Genomic DNA, 14285 nt, shown 5'->3' on the forward strand with positions numbered 1-14285 from the left:
CTTACTCCAAGGATTAGGGCGAAGTGACGGTTACCACAACCTGTCCGGGCCGTTAGAGGAGCGTCTGTGACCACCATCAGCACCCCGCGTTACCTGCTGGACCAGGCAAAACGCCGGTTCGTCCCGACCGTGAACACCATCCCGGGCATGGGATTGCTGGAAAAACGGCTGATGACGGTCGACTGGCCGCAGCGGACGCTGGCCACCCCGCCGGCGGGCAGCGATCTGAAGCCCATCGTCGGTGACTCGGGGCTGCCGCTGCTGGGTCACATCGTCGAGATGTTCCGCCAGGGACCCGACTTCCCCCTGCACCTGTACAACACCCGCGGCCCGATCACCTTCGCCGACTCGCCCATCCTGCCGTCGATCGTCGCGCTGGGGCCCGACGCCACCCAGACGATCTTCACCAACAAGAACAAGGACTACTCGCAGAAGGGCTGGCTCCCGGTGATCGGGCCGTTCTTCAACCGCGGCCTGATGATGCTCGACTTCGACGAGCACATGGCGCACCGGCGAATCATGCAGTCCGCCTTCACCCGGCCCCGGCTGGCCAGCTATGTCGAGGACATCGACCGGGTGGCTTCGGCGATTGTGGCCGACTGGCCCACCGACGACGGCCGTTTCCTGGTGTACCCGGCGATGAAGGAACTGACCCTCGACGTCGCCTCGGTGGTGTTCATGGGCCACGAGCCGGGCAGCGACCACCAGCTGGTCACCAAGGTCAACCACGCCTTCGAACAGACCACCCGGGCCGGCGGCGCGATCATCCGCACCTCGGTGCCGCCGTTCAAGTGGTGGCAGGGCCTGCAGGGCCGCAAGCTGCTCGAGGACTACTTCGTCGAGCGGGTCAAAGAGCGCCGTAACGCCGAGGGCACCGACATGCTGACGGTGCTCTGTCACACCGCCGACGAGGACGGCAACAGCTTCTCCGACGCCGACATCGTCAACCACATGATCTTCTTGATGATGGCCGCCCACGACACCACCACCTCAACGGTGACCACGATGATCTACCACCTGGCCGCGCACCCGGAGTGGCAGGAGCGAGCCCGCGACGAGTCGACGCGGCTGGGCGACAGCCCGCTGGACATCGAGTCGCTGGAGAAGCTGGAGACCCTCGACCTGGTCATGGACGAGTCCCTGCGGCTGGTGACGCCGCTGCCGTTCAACATGCGCCAGACGGTCCGCGACACCGATCTGCTGGGCCATTACGTGCCGGCCGGAACCAACGTGGTCACCTGGCCCGGAATGAATCACTGGCTGCCCGAGCTGTACACCAACCCGCGCCAGTTCGACCCGGAGCGGTTCCTCGAGCCGCGGGCCGAGCACAAGAAGCACCGCTACGCCTGGGCGCCGTTCGGCGGCGGGGCGCACAAGTGCATCGGGATGGTGTTCGGCCGTCTCGAGGTCAAGACTGTGCTGCACCGGTTGCTGCGCCAGTACCGGATTGAGCTGTCCCACCCCGGCTACCAGCCGCGCTGGGACTACGGCGGCATGCCGATCCCGATGGACGGGATGCCGATCGTGTTGCGCCGGCTCTAACCGCCCGCCGTCAGCAGACGGTTGACGCAGGTGACGACTGCGTCCACGGCCGAGGCCCCGGCGTCGGGCGCGAAGCCCACCGCCCAGGCCGTCGCGCGGCCGTTGGAACCGTGGATGAACGTCGCTGTCTCGGTGCCGCAGCCGAGCTGATGAAATCCCAGGATTTCCAACGTGATTCCACGCTCGTACAACATCTCGGTCAGCGCGGCCAACGGACCGTGCGCCGCCGCGGTGCACGTTCCGGTCCGCTCCCCAATCGCGATCGTCGCCTGGTACGTGCGGCCCTGTAGACCCAGCCGTGCCGCGGGTCGGTCGGCGTCCAGGCAGCGCCACCGGCCCAGCCGTAGCGGCCCGGAACAGCGGCCGTAGGTGGCCACGAAGCCCTCCCACGTGAGCTGGGCGGCTGGGTCGCGCAGTTCACGCGGGAGTCGGGTGTCGAATTGGTCTGCGAAGGATGTGCTGGCCATGGTCGGAGTCTTTTCTGCTCGAAGAGAGCGACCGACAGGTAGTAGCTTCCGACCCACAGCGGGGGTCGGTCTGGATCAGACCCCGCTGCGGGTGCCGGCTACTACGACTAGATACCGCATGATGTCACCCAGGCTAGTAGCGCCTCCGCTGGACGCGCAACGCCATTTATGGACTGGCGTCGAGATTGAGATCAATTCAAGATGCGGCGGGCCACGTTGGTGGTCACCAGGTCCAGCAGCTCGTCGCCGCGGCCGGCCAGAATGGTCCGGATCGCATAGAGCGAGAAACCTTTGGCCTGCTCAGCGGTGATCGCCGGCGGGATCGACAGTTCCTGGCGGGCAGTGACGACGTCGACGACGGCCGGGCCGTCGTAGGCGAACGCCTCGGTCAGGGCCGTCTCCAGGTCGGCGGGCCGCTCCACGCGACGACCGAACATGCCCAGCGCGGTGGCGACGGCGCCGAAGTCCGGATTGTCCAACTCGGTACCGAAGTTGACGATGCCGGCGGCCTTCATCTCCAGTTCGACGAAGTTCAGCGACGAGTTGTTGAACACGATCACCTTGACCGGCAAGTGATTCTGCGTCAGCGTGAGCAGCTCTCCGAACAGCATCGCCAGCCCGCCGTCGCCGGCGAAAGCGACGACTTGTCGCTCCCGATCGACGGTCTGGGCGCCGATCGCGTGCGGCAGCGCGCACGCCATGGTGCCGTGGTTGAACGACCCGATCAACCGTCGCCGCCCGTTCATGGTTACGTAGCGCGCCGCCCACACCACCGGGGAGCCGACGTCGACGGTGAATACCGCGTCATCGGCGGCCAACCGATTAGCCACCGCGGCAACATATTCGGGACGTATCGGGGTGCGGTCGCGATCATTGGACGCCAGCGCGTCCAGTCGCTTACGGGTCTTGCGGTAGTGCTTCAGCGACTTTTCCAAGTGGGTGTGGTCGCTTTTGCTCGCCAATAATGGCTGCAACACGGCGAGGGTGTCGGCGACGGTGCCGAGCAGCCCGAGATCGATCGGCGTGCGCCGGCCCAAGTTTCGGCCGCGAATGTCGACTTGGATGATCTGCGCACGATCGGGATAGAACTGCTGGTAAGGAAAGTCGGTGCCGAGCATCAGCAGCACGTCGGCTTCTCTGATCGCCTTGTAGCCGGACGCGAACCCGAGCAGTCCGGTCATGCCGACGTCGTGGGGATTGTCGTACTCGATGTACTCCTTGCCGCGCAGCGCGTGCACGATCGGTGCCGCCAAAGTGCGCGCCAGCTCCATCACCTGGTCATGGGCGCCGGCGACCCCCGCACCGGCCAGAATGGTGACATTGGCAGCGGAATTGAGCATGGCCGCGGCCGCCTGCAGCCCCTGCTCGTCGGGGTGACACACCGATCCGCCTGCGCGCACGGGGCGCGCTCCCCAGGCGGTTTCGTCGAGGCGGTGGCCGAAGATCTCCCCCGGCACCATCACCACGGCGACGCCGTTCTCCTCCACCGCCGCACGCATGGCCAGCTCCAGGATCCGAGGCGCCTGCTCGGGGGTGCTGACCAACTCGCAGTAGACGCTGCACTCGCGAAACAGGTTCTGCGGATGGGTTTCTTGGAAGTAGTCGGAGCCCACCTCGGCCAGCGGGATGTGGGCGGCGATCGCCAGCACCGGCACCCGGCTGCGCTGCGCGTCGAACAGGCCGTTGATCAGGTGCAGGTTGCCGGGCCCGCAACTACCGGCGCACACCGCCAAACTGCCGCGCAGCGCTGCCTCCGCGGCGGCCGCGAACGCAGCGGTCTCCTCGTGGCGCACCTGTTCCCAGCTGACCTCGCCGTCCCGGCGGATCGCGTCGGTGAGCCCGTTGAGGCTGTCGCCGGGAATCCCGAAGACGCGCTGCACCCCGCTGCGTTTCAGGACGGCAATGACATGGTCTGCGACGGTTGCCATTTCGCGTCCTCCTCAGCACGGAGCGAGCGTGCGCAGAATGCCGGTACGGGCGGCGTGTTGCCGTGCAAACACGCCCGCTCGCGCAGGAAGAACGCTACTTGATCAGCGGGTCGCGGGGCATCCCCAGAATTCGCTCGGCGATCTGGTTGCGCGTCACCTCCGAGGTGCCGCCGGCGATCGCGATACCGCGGGCCCCCATCACCATCCGCGCAGCCATCGCGCCCGGCCCGTCATCGAGGGCAACATCCGGGCCCAGCAACGCCGCACCAATCGCTGCGCCGTCGCCCATGTGCTCGGCGAGCTTGAGCTTGGTGACATTGCCTTCGGGGCCGGGCGCGGCGCCGGCGATGCTGCGCGCCGCGCGCCGCAGGTTCAGCAGGCGCAACGCGTGCTCGTCGGCGACGAACCGCCCGATCCGCACCTCGGCATCGGCCACCGACTGCCGGTGCTGCTGGGCCAGTGCGATCAGCCTCTGGTCGACCCCGGCAGTGTAGGAGCCACCGCCACCGATGCTGACCCGCTCATTGCCCAGGGTGGCCCGGGCCACCTTCCAGCCGCCGTTGACCTCGCCGACCACGTCCTCGTCGGGAACGAAGACGTCGTTGAAGAACACCTCGTTGAACTCCGAACCACCGGTGATCTGCCGCAACGGCCGCACCTCGACGCCCGGCGCCTTCATGTCGACGATCACCATGGTGATGCCGGCGTGCTTGGCGACGTCGAAGTCGGTACGCACCGTGGCCAGGCCGCGCCGGCACAGATGCGCACCCGAGGTCCACACCTTCTGACCGGTGATCTTCCAGCCGCCCTCGACCCGGGTTGCCTTGGTCTTGACCGCCGCCGCATCCGAGCCGGCGCCCGGCTCGGAGAACAGCTGACACCAGATCTCCTCCTGGCGCAGCGCCTTCTCCACGAACCGCTCGATCTGCGACTCGGTGCCCTGCTGGATCAGCGTCAGGATCACCCAGCCGGTGATCGAGTAGTCGGGCCGCTGAACGCCAGCGGCGGTGAACTCCTGCTCGATCACCACCTGCTCGACCGCGTCGGCGGCCCGGCCCCACGGCTTGGGCCAGTGCGGCATCACGTAGCCGGTCGCGATCAGCCGATCCAGCTGGTCGTCGGTGCCCAACGCCGCGATCTCGAGCGCGTCGGCCTGGATCCGGGTGCGCAACTCCTCGGCCTCGGGCGGCAGGTCCAGGCTGTTGGCGCGGGTGATGCCGGCCGCGGCACTCTCGAAGACGGCCTGGGCCGGTGCGTCGCCGCCGAACAGGGCCTGTACCGCGAGGGCGCGGCGCAGCTGCAGGTGGGCGTCGTGCTCCCAGGTGTAGCCGATACCGCCGTGCACCTGGATGTTCAGCTCGGCGTTGCGCTCGTAGGCGGGGAACGCCAGGGTGGCGGCGACCGCAGCAGCCAGCCGGAAGGCGAACTCGTCCTCGCCATCAGCCCGCGCGGCATCCCACACCGCGGCGGTGGCAGATTCCGCGCCGACCAGCATGTTGGCGCAATGGTGCTTGATGGCCTGGAAGGTGGCGATGGTCCGGCCGAACTGTTCGCGCACCTTCGCGTACTCCACCGCCGCGTCGGTGCAGTCGGCCGCGCCGCCAACGGCTTCGGCGGCCAGCAAGACCCGGGCACGTGCCAGCGCCGACTCGCGCGCGCCGGCCAGGACGTCGTCGGGGCTCACGCCGACACCGGTCAGCGTGACCCGCCCGGACCGCCGGGTCGGATCGACATTGCCGGGCACGTCCACGTTGATCCCAGCCCGGTCCCGCTCGAGGACCAGCACGTCCTCACCCGCGGCCACCAGCAGCACGTCGGCCAGGCCCGCGCCCAGCACCACCCCGGCGTCCCCGGAGGCCACGCCGCCGTCCAGCACGACGTCGCCGGCCAGCCCGATGCCGGCGGTGACGGAACCGTCGATCAGCCCGGGCAGCAGGCGGGCCTGCTGTTCGGAAGTGCCGGCGGCGGCGATCACCGCCGAGGCGATGACGGTCGGAACGAATGGTCCGGGCGCCACCGCCCGGCCCAGCTCCTCGATCACCACCACCAGCTCAGGCAGCCCGAAGCCCGAGCCGCCGTACTGCTCGCCGATATGCAGGCCCAGCCAGCCCAGCGCGGCCAGCTCGCCCCAGAACGGTGGCCGAGTCTCCTCGGCGGCGTCCAGCAGCGCACGGGCCGCCGAGCGGGCCTTCTGCGCGGTCAAGAATCCGCGGGCCACCTCGGCCAGTTCGCGGTGGTCGTCGGTAATTCCAATGCCCATGGGCTGTCTCCTGGCTTTCGTTTACTTGGGGGCGAACCGTTGCCCGGCGTCGAGGCGCAGGCACTGACCGTTGAGCATCGGGTTGTCGACGACGGCGGCAACCAGCTTGGCGAACTCCTCGGGCCGGCCGAGGCGCTTGGGGAACGCCGCGTCCTTGGTCAGGGCACTGGCGAACTCCTCCGGGATGCCCTTGGTCAGGCCGGTGGCGAACAGGCTCGGCGCGATCGCGAGCGCTCGGATTCCCACCGAACCGAGGTCACGAGCCATGGTCAGGGCCATGCCCGCGACGCCCGCCTTGGCGGCGGTGTAGGCGACCTGGCCGATCTGGCCCTCGAAGGCCGCGATCGAGGCGGTGTTGATGATGACGCCGCGCTCCTCGTCCTCGGGCTCGTTGGTGCTCATGTGCGCGGCGGCCAACCGGTTGATGTTGAACGTGGCGATCAGGTTCAGGTCGATCACCGCGCGGAACGACTCCAGGTCGTGCGGGCCGGACTTGGACAGGGTGCGTTTGGCGATCCCGCCGCCGGCCGTGGTGACGATGACGTGCAGCCCGCCTAGGCCCTCGACGGCCGCGGCCAGCGTCTTCTCGGTGGCGTCGAAGTCGGTAATGTCCACCGGATAGAAGGCGCCCCCGAAACCGTCTGCGACCTGCTTGCCCTCCGAGCCCTCCCGGTCGAGCACCGCGACGTCCGCCCCGCCGGCAGCCAGCAGCTCCGCGGTGGCGCGACCCATTCCGGAGGCGCCGCCCACGACGATGACCTTCTTACCGTTGATGTCCATGCACACCCCTTCGCGGCCGTTACAGAAAATCTAGTAGTTGAGAATCTAGGACAAGTTATCGTTCCGCTCGGAAACCGCTGCCCCTCGGGCATCAGACAGGCGCCAAGGAGGTACCCGTGGCCGCACCGACGGCGCCGGAGACAGTCGAGCGACACGACGGGCCGGTGACGTATGTACACACCGACCCCGAGCTGCCCGCAGTGGCAGTCATCGACCACTCCCCCATCTCAGCACGGCACAAAATGGTGTTCGGCGCACTCGCTGTCGCGGGGGCGGTGGCGTGGGCATCGATCGCGTTCGCGCGCGGCGAGTCGGTGAACGCGGTGTGGTTCGTCGTCGCCGCGGTGTGCACGTACGTGATCGGATTCCGTTTCTACGCAAGGCTTATCGAACGCAAGATCGTGCGCCCGCGCGACGACCACGCCACGCCTGCGGAGATCTTCGAGGACGGGACCGACTATCTGCCGACCGACCGGCGGGTGCTCTTCGGCCACCATTTCGCGGCAATCGCCGGCGCGGGACCGCTGGTCGGCCCGGTGCTGGCCACTCAGATGGGCTACCTGCCGGGCACCATCTGGATCGTGATCGGCGCGGTGTTGGCCGGCTGTGTGCAGGACTACCTGGTGCTGTGGTGCTCGGTGCGCCGGCGGGGCCGCTCCTTGGGGCAGATGGCCCGCGAGGAACTCGGCGTCATCGGCGGCGCGGCCGCGATCATCGGGGTGCTGGTCATCATGGTGATCCTGATCGCGGTGCTGGCGCTGATCGTGGTGCGGGCCTTGGCGGTCAGTCCGTGGGGCGTGTTCTCCATCGCGATGACGATTCCGATCGCCCTGTTCATGGGGTTCTATCTGCGATTCCTGCGGCCCGGCCGGGTGTCGGAGGTGTCCCTGATCGGGATCGTCGCGCTACTGGGCGCCGTCGCTTCTGGTAAGTGGGTCGCCGAAACCTCTTGGGGTGCGGCGTGGTTCACCTTGTCCCCGGTGACGTTGTCGTGGTGCATCATCGGTTACGGCTTCGCCGCCTCGGTGCTGCCGGTGTGGTTGCTACTGGCGCCTCGTGACTATCTGTCGACGTTCATGAAGGTCGGCACCATCGTCCTGCTGGCCGTCGGCATCCTGATCGCTCGGCCGCTGATGGCCGCTCCGGCCGTCTCGGAGTTCGCCCGCACCGGCGAAGGGCCGGTGTTCGCCGGGTCACTGTTCCCGTTCCTGTTCATCACGATCGCGTGCGGCGCGCTGTCGGGATTTCATTCGCTGATCGCTTCGGGCACCACCCCGAAACTGCTCGAAAAAGAGAGCCAGATGCGGCTGATCGGCTATGGCGGCATGCTCACCGAGTCCTTCGTGGCGATCATGGCGCTGATCACCGCCTCGATTCTGGACCAGCACCTGTTCTTCACCCTCAATGCGCCGGTCGCCTCTACCGGCGGCACCGCCTCGAGCGCCGCCGCCTACGTCAACGGGCTCGGACTGGGCGGGTCACCGGTGACCGCCGACCAGATCACCGAGGCCGCCACCGCGGTCGGAGAACAGTCGATCGTGTCGCGCACCGGCGGGGCCCCGACCCTGGCGTTGGGAATGGCCGAGGTGCTGGGGCGGGTGTTCGGCGGGCCGGGTCTCAAGGCTTTCTGGTACCACTTCGCGATCATGTTCGAGGCGCTGTTCATCCTGACCACCGTCGACGCCGGCACCCGGGTGGCCCGATTCATGCTCGCCGACGCACTGAGCAACCTGGGCGGGCCGCTGCGCCGGCTGGCCAACCCGAGTTGGCGGATCGGTGCGTGGGTGTGCAGTCTGGCCGTGGTCGCCGGCTGGGGTTCGATCCTGTTGATGGGCGTCACCGATCCGCTTGGCGGGATCAACACCCTCTTCCCACTGTTCGGTATCGCCAACCAGTTGCTGGCCGCGATCGCGCTGACCGTGGTGACGGTGATCGTGATCAAGAAGGGCCAGGCGGGCTCCGGCTTGAAATGGGCACTGATCCCGGGCATTCCGCTGCTGTGGGATCTGACGGTCACCATGACGGCGTCGTGGCAGAAGATCTTCTCCGGCGATCCGCGGGTGGGCTACTGGACGCAGCACTTCGCCTACCGGGCCGCCGAGCGGGCCGGCAAGACATCGTTCGGATCGGCGGCCAACGCGCAGCAGTTGCACGACGTCGTCCGCAACACGTTCATTCAGGGCACCTTGTCGATAGTTTTCGCCTCCTTGGTGGCGGTGGTGGTCATCGCCGGAATTCTGGTGTCGGCAAGGGCGATCCGCGGCACGGCGTCTACCGCCGAGCCGCCGCCGGTGCCATCGCGACGATTCGCACCGGCCGGGCTGATCCCGACCGCGGCCGAGCGAAAGGTGCAGGCGCAATGGGACGCCCGCTGCGTGGATTAGTCCGGGCCGCTCGCCACGTCGGCTGGTACTGGGCATCGCTGTTGGGCGACAACCACTACCACCGCTATCTGGAGTACCGCCGCCGCGCCCATCCCGGCGAACCGGTGCTCTCCGAGCGGGACTACTGGCGGCGCCGTCACGACGCCAATCCCGGGGCGCGTTGCTGCTGACACCGCTCCGGCCGGGCCGTGTCCAAACCTTAATGAAGCCTTGACCGTCTCGTGGGCATGTGCGCGAGGCTTATCGACGCGAATCTCCCTACCATCAACGGCGGTAACCCAGGTTAGAAGATCGGGAAGGTATGCCGAGGATGTGGACATCGGTGCGCTCTGCAATGGTGGTCATCGGGGTCGCGGTCGCGACGCTCGTGACGCCGCCCGGAACGAGTTCGGCTGCGGCCAGTCAGCCGCCCGGCGCGGGGATCGCATCGATCCAGCCGGCATCGGGCGCTGTCGTTGGCGTGGCGCACCCGGTCGTGGTGACCTTCTCCGCTCCGGTGATCGACCGCCGGGCCGCCGAGCGCAGCATCGCGGTGCGGAGCACCCCGCCGATGACCGGAACCTTTGACTGGGTCGACGACACCGAAGTGCAGTGGATTCCCGACCACTACTGGCCGGCGCACAGCACCGTGGCCCTGTCGGTGGGCAAGCTGTCCGTCGACTTCAGCACGGGCGCAAAGGTGGTGGGCGTCGCCAGCATCTCGGCGCACACCTTCACCGTGACCGTTGACGGCGAGGAGGCCGGCCCGCTGCCCACGCCGCACCACCGCCCGCATTGGGGCGAAGACGGCGTCCTGCCCGCGACCATGGGCAAGACCGAATACGAGACACCCACGGGCAACTACACCGTGCTGGGCAAGGACCGCAAGGTCGTGATGGACTCCAGCAGCGTTGGTATCCCGATCGACTCCGCCGAGGGCTACCGCTTCGAGGTGGAGCAGGCGGTCCGCATCACCCGGCGCGGGCTCTACGTCCACTCCGCACCTTGGGCGCTGCACTCACTGGGGCTGGAGAACGTCAGCCACGGCTGCATCGGCCTGAGTCCCACCGATGCGGAGTGGTACTTCGACCGGGTCAACATCGGCGACCCGGTGATCATCAAGGAGTGACGCTGCCGAATTCCACTGGCATGGCGTCGATCCCGTTGATCCAGGGCAGCACGGATCGCGACGGTCGATCCAGCTGGTGGATGTCGGGAATGATGTCCGCCAGCGCTCCGAAGATCAGGTTGATCTGCATCCGGGCGAGGTTCGCACCGATGCAGTAGTGCGCTCCCGGAGCCCCGAAACCCAAGTGCGGGTTGGGGCTTCGCAGGACGTTGAAGGTGAACGGGTCATCGAACACCTCGTCGTCGTAGTTGGCCGAGCCGTAGAACATGCCGACCCGCTGTCCCTTGCGGATCTGCACTCCCCCGAGTTCGACATCGCGCAACGCCGTGCGCTGGAAGGAGATGACCGGCGTCGCCCAGCGGACCACTTCGTCGGCCATGGTGGTGGGGCGTTCCTCGACGAACAGCCGCCATTGGTCGGGGTGGTCGAAGAACGCCAGCATGCCCTGCGAAGTGGCGTTGCGGGTGGTCTCGTTGCCGGCCACCATCAGCATCATCACGTAGTAGCCGAATTCCAGTGCGGTGAGCTCTTCGCCGTCGATGGTCGCGGTCACCAGGGCCGTCGCGATGTCGTCGCGCGGGTGCGCCTTGCGGTCTTCGGCCATCTGGTAGGCGTAACCCAACAGCTCAGCGGAGGCTTGCATCCCGTCGGCCGCGGCGTCCGGGTCGCCGTTGCCGCCGCCCACCAGCCGATTGCTCCAGTCGAAAACCTGTTGACGCTCGTCCGTCGGGACGCCGATCAGCTCGCAGATGGTCGCCAATGGCAGCTGGGAGGCCACCTCGGTGACGAAGTCGCCGGTGTTGTGCTCGGCGGCGGCCGTGACGATCTCTCGGGCTTGGCGGTCGAGCGAATCCCGCATTCCGGCAACCACTCGGGGCGTGAATCCCCGGGATACGATCCGGCGCAGCTTGGCGTGCTTGGGTCCGTCGAGAAACAGCATGATGTTGTCGCGGCTGGCGTCGTGGAGCTCTTGATTGTCGGTCGTGTTCGTCCGGATCAGCGAGGTGTTCTCGTGCGAGGAGAACACCTCGTCGTGCAGCGACACCGCCCGTACGTCGGCGTGTTTCGTGACGACCCAGTAGCCCTCGTCGGGGTAGCCGGACGCGCCGAAGGGTTGGGCGTTCCACCAGATCGGTTCGGTCTTACGCAGCAGGGCGAACTCCTCGTGCGGGATCCGCTCGGCGATGAGCGCGGGGTCGGTGAAGTCGAACCCCTCCGGCAACAGGTGCTGTGTCTCGGTCATCGTGCTCCCTCTCGCTCTACCAGCGGTTGCCACGCCAAACCTGCACCGGCGCTGTCGATGTAGCCGCCCGAGGGGGCGGCGAAATGCGATCCGAGCAGCAGTGCCCGCTCGTCGGCGATACGGCGCAGCAAGGCCAGCCGACTGGCCCGAGCGGCGCTCGCGTCGACGTCGGGCAGGGCACTGATCTCGGGCCGGCCGATCTGGCCGGGATGGTGCACGACGTCGCCGCTGATGTAGGCGACGTCGCCGGCGGACTCGATGCGCACCGACACATGACCGGGGGTGTGACCGGCGGTGGGGACGAGCCTGATCGTCTCGGTCAGCTGATGATCCGGGGCCACCAACCGGAGCTTGCCGTGCTGCGCCAGGGGTGCGACGCATTCGGGCGCCACCCGGTCCTCACCGGTGAACTCACACCAGTGCGCGTGCTCGGCCGCGGTCACCAGATAGTCGGCGTTGGGAAATGTCGGCACCCACTGCCCGGCCTGCTCGACGGTATTGCGACCGGCGTGATCGCGGTGCAGGTGCGTGCACACCACGGCCGTGATGTCGCCGGGCGACAATCCCGTGGCCGCCAACGACTCCTCGAAGCGGTCCGGCATGTTCCGGGTCCGCAGGAAGCTCTCGGCGAAGCAGGTGTCGACGAGCACGCGCGACGGCCCGGACTCGATCAGATAGGACTGGATCGCCATCAGGATGTTGCCCGAGGCGTCGCAATACTCCGGCAGCGAATCGTCCGCGAAGCACTCAAGTGCTCCGGCGAACAGCCGGGAGGGTGGGATCGGGATGACCGCCTGGGCAACCGCATGGATGTCAACGTCGCCGACAGTCCAGTGCTGCACGCCATGGTCCCCTTCTCGCAGGGCGATCGTATGCCACGAATCATTTGGAAGTGACTGATTCGAGGAACCGGAGGAACGAAGGCGGGTCTGGCACACTCGACCCGTGGCAGCACCCACCATTCGCTTTCGCCGGCTGGCCGAACAGGTCGCCGACGAGCTTCGTCGGCGCATCGTCGCCGGCGAACTCACCGACGACCATGTGCTCCCCAAAGAGGACGAACTGCTGGTCGAGTTCGCCATCAGCAAGCCGTCGTTGCGCGAAGCCATGCGGATCCTCGAGGCCGAGGGCCTGCTCACCGTGCGCCGCGGCAAACGGGGCGGCGCCGTGATCCATCGGCCCACTCCAGCAAACGTCGCCTACACCATGGGCCTGGTCCTGGGTTCGCAACAGGTCAGCCTCGCCGACGTCGGGACCGCGCTTCTGCAGGTCGAACCGGCCTGTGCGGCGCTGTGCGCGGGGCGCCCGGACCGAAAGAGCACGGTGGTGCCGATTCTGCGCCGGTTGCATGAGGAATCGGTGGCTGCGGTCGACGACTTGCAAAAGGTCACCTCCGCCAGCCGTCGCTATCACGAAGCGCTCGTCACGCACTGCGGCAACACCACCATGCTCGTCATGGCGGGCGCACTCGAAGCCCTCTGGTCGGCTCACGAGCAAAGCTGGTCCAGTCAGGTCACCGACCATTCGACGGTGCCAGTTCCGGAGCGGCGCGCTGTCCTGGAGGACCACCGCCAGGTGATCGACGCTATCGATGTCGGCGACGCCCAACGGGCCCGCGACCTCGCCGCGGCCCACCTGCTGCACGCCCAGCACTACCCCGGCCGCTCGGGAATCGTCGACCCCGCCATGGTTCGTCCCCGCGGAGTCCCCGGCGCCGGAGACAACGAGCACTGACCGGCGCGGCGGCGGCGTTGACGGCCGCGCTTATTTCCATATGATTTGTTCATGACGGAGTCCGTCGACGTCCAGTACGCCCGTCCCGGCGGCTCAGCGGTCTGGTCGCCGTCGGTGGTCCCGCCGATCGGCGTCGAGCTCAGCAACACCCAGGCACTGGCCGTCGCGTTTCGCCATCTCGCCGACATCGGCTTCGCCGAGAACATGGCCGGCCACATCACCTGGCAGCCCGACGGTCAGACCGAGATGCTGGTCAATCCGTGGGGACTGTGGTGGGCCGAACTCACCGCCTCCGACATCTGCACCGTCGACGAGGACGCCCGCGTGGTCGCGGGCCGATGGGATGTCACGCCCGCCATTCATATCCACACCGAACTGCACCGCGCCCGCCCCGACGCTCGCGTGGTGATCCACAACCACCCCTACTACGTGAGCCTGTTGGCGTCGCTGCAGACGCTGCCCGAGCTGGTGCACCAGACGGGCTCGCTGTTCCTCGACGACCTGTGCTTCGTCGACACCTACGACGGCGAGGTGGACACCGCTTCGCGGGCCCGGGATCTCGCCGGCCGCATCGGCGGCGCAAACCTGGCGATTCTGGCCTCACACGGGGTGATCGCCACCGGGCGCACCCTGGCCGAGGCGGTCTATCGGTGCGCGACCATCGAGCGGGTGTGCAAGCTGGCCTACCACGTGATGCTGACCGGCCGGCGACCCACACCGATGAAGCGATCCGACATGGCCGGGATGCAGGCGTCGTTGATCGAACGCGCCGCCGACGTGTACTGGGCAGGCGCGGCCCGCATGATCATCAAGGCCGACCGCCGGGTGCTGGACTAGCT

The 14285-nt window shown here is 67.7% G+C and carries 12 protein-coding genes; 6 read left to right on the plus strand and 6 right to left on the minus strand.

Annotation, left to right across the window (positions count from 1 at the left end):
• Positions 1–66: 66 nt before the first annotated feature.
• Positions 67–1542: a cytochrome P450 gene (locus K3U94_RS16025; RefSeq protein ID WP_047319004.1), complete on the plus strand. Its 1476-nt coding sequence runs from the start codon at positions 67–69 to the stop codon at positions 1540–1542.
• On the opposite strand, the gene K3U94_RS16030 is transcribed toward K3U94_RS16025, so the two are convergent.
• The 4 genes from K3U94_RS16030 to K3U94_RS16045 form a co-directional block, all read right to left on the minus strand.
• A complete protein-coding gene (locus K3U94_RS16030; protein ID WP_047319003.1) occupies positions 1539–2009 on the minus strand; it encodes a 2-isopropylmalate synthase in 471 nt (156 codons plus the stop codon). The genes K3U94_RS16025 and K3U94_RS16030 overlap by 4 nt on opposite strands.
• 191 nt (positions 2010–2200) lie before the next feature.
• Positions 2201–3937 (minus strand): ubiquinone-dependent pyruvate dehydrogenase, encoded by a 1737-nt coding sequence (gene poxB / locus K3U94_RS16035; protein ID WP_220694352.1) that lies wholly within the window; start codon positions 3935–3937, stop codon positions 2201–2203.
• Positions 3938–4031: 94 nt separating this feature from the next.
• On the minus strand, positions 4032–6197 hold the full coding sequence (locus K3U94_RS16040) for an acyl-CoA dehydrogenase family protein (protein WP_220694353.1): 2166 nt from the start codon (positions 6195–6197) through the stop codon (positions 4032–4034).
• Positions 6198–6218: 21 nt separating this feature from the next.
• A complete protein-coding gene (locus K3U94_RS16045) occupies positions 6219–6977 on the minus strand; it encodes an SDR family NAD(P)-dependent oxidoreductase (RefSeq protein ID WP_047319000.1) in 759 nt (252 codons plus the stop codon).
• Positions 6978–7093: 116 nt separating this feature from the next.
• Here K3U94_RS16045 and K3U94_RS16050 point away from each other — a divergent pair, with 116 nt between their 5' ends.
• The 3 genes from K3U94_RS16050 to K3U94_RS16060 all read left to right on the plus strand — a co-directional run bounded on the left by K3U94_RS16050 (position 7094) and on the right by K3U94_RS16060 (position 10469).
• The gene (locus K3U94_RS16050; RefSeq protein ID WP_220694354.1) at positions 7094–9361 is read left to right on the plus strand and encodes a carbon starvation CstA family protein; all 2268 of its coding nucleotides are present in this window, start codon (positions 7094–7096) and stop codon (positions 9359–9361) included.
• Complete coding sequence (locus K3U94_RS16055) at positions 9337–9531, plus strand: YbdD/YjiX family protein (protein ID WP_082134030.1); 195 nt, start codon at positions 9337–9339, stop codon at positions 9529–9531. The genes K3U94_RS16050 and K3U94_RS16055 overlap by 25 nt, the downstream gene beginning before the upstream one ends.
• 140 nt (positions 9532–9671) lie before the next feature.
• Entirely contained in the window at positions 9672–10469 is a 798-nt protein-coding gene (locus K3U94_RS16060) for a L,D-transpeptidase (protein WP_220694355.1), read from the plus strand.
• On the opposite strand, the gene K3U94_RS16065 is transcribed toward K3U94_RS16060, so the two are convergent.
• Together K3U94_RS16065 and K3U94_RS16070 are read right to left on the minus strand one after the other, a co-directional pair.
• The gene (locus K3U94_RS16065) at positions 10459–11712 is read right to left on the minus strand and encodes a cytochrome P450 (protein WP_220694356.1); all 1254 of its coding nucleotides are present in this window, start codon (positions 11710–11712) and stop codon (positions 10459–10461) included. The two genes, K3U94_RS16060 and K3U94_RS16065, sit on opposite strands and share 11 nt — an antisense overlap.
• Positions 11709–12554: an MBL fold metallo-hydrolase gene (locus K3U94_RS16070; RefSeq protein WP_220694357.1), complete on the minus strand. Its 846-nt coding sequence runs from the start codon at positions 12552–12554 to the stop codon at positions 11709–11711. The genes K3U94_RS16065 and K3U94_RS16070 overlap by 4 nt, the downstream gene beginning before the upstream one ends.
• A 103-nt stretch (positions 12555–12657) precedes the next feature.
• Here K3U94_RS16070 and K3U94_RS16075 point away from each other — a divergent pair, with 103 nt between their 5' ends.
• Positions 12658–13446 carry a FadR/GntR family transcriptional regulator gene (locus K3U94_RS16075; RefSeq protein ID WP_220694358.1) on the plus strand — a complete coding sequence of 263 codons (789 nt, stop codon included), beginning with the start codon at positions 12658–12660 and terminating at the stop codon, positions 13444–13446.
• Positions 13447–13497: 51 nt separating this feature from the next.
• Positions 13498–14283, plus strand: coding sequence for a class II aldolase/adducin family protein (locus tag K3U94_RS16080; RefSeq protein ID WP_220694359.1), 786 nt, complete (start codon positions 13498–13500; stop codon positions 14281–14283).
• Positions 14284–14285 lie beyond the last annotated feature (2 nt).

The sequence above is a fragment of the Mycolicibacter heraklionensis genome (assembly GCF_019645815.1).
Lineage (GTDB): Bacteria > Actinomycetota > Actinomycetes > Mycobacteriales > Mycobacteriaceae > Mycobacterium > Mycobacterium heraklionense.

Excerpts from the sequence above, each read along its gene's own strand:
- K3U94_RS16030 (WP_047319003.1), bottom strand. The coding sequence starts at position 2,009 with ATGGCCAGCACATCCTTCGCAGACCAATTCGACACCCGACTCCCGCGT.
- poxB (WP_220694352.1), bottom strand. The coding sequence starts at position 3,937 with ATGGCAACCGTCGCAGACCATGTCATTGCCGTCCTGAAACGCAGCGGG.
- K3U94_RS16040 (WP_220694353.1), bottom strand. The coding sequence starts at position 6,197 with ATGGGCATTGGAATTACCGACGACCACCGCGAACTGGCCGAGGTGGCC.
- K3U94_RS16045 (WP_047319000.1), bottom strand. The coding sequence starts at position 6,977 with ATGGACATCAACGGTAAGAAGGTCATCGTCGTGGGCGGCGCCTCCGGA.
- K3U94_RS16055 (WP_082134030.1), top strand. The coding sequence starts at position 9,337 with ATGGGACGCCCGCTGCGTGGATTAGTCCGGGCCGCTCGCCACGTCGGC.
- K3U94_RS16060 (WP_220694355.1), top strand. The coding sequence starts at position 9,672 with ATGTGGACATCGGTGCGCTCTGCAATGGTGGTCATCGGGGTCGCGGTC.
- K3U94_RS16065 (WP_220694356.1), bottom strand. The coding sequence starts at position 11,712 with ATGACCGAGACACAGCACCTGTTGCCGGAGGGGTTCGACTTCACCGAC.
- K3U94_RS16080 (WP_220694359.1), top strand. The coding sequence starts at position 13,498 with ATGACGGAGTCCGTCGACGTCCAGTACGCCCGTCCCGGCGGCTCAGCG.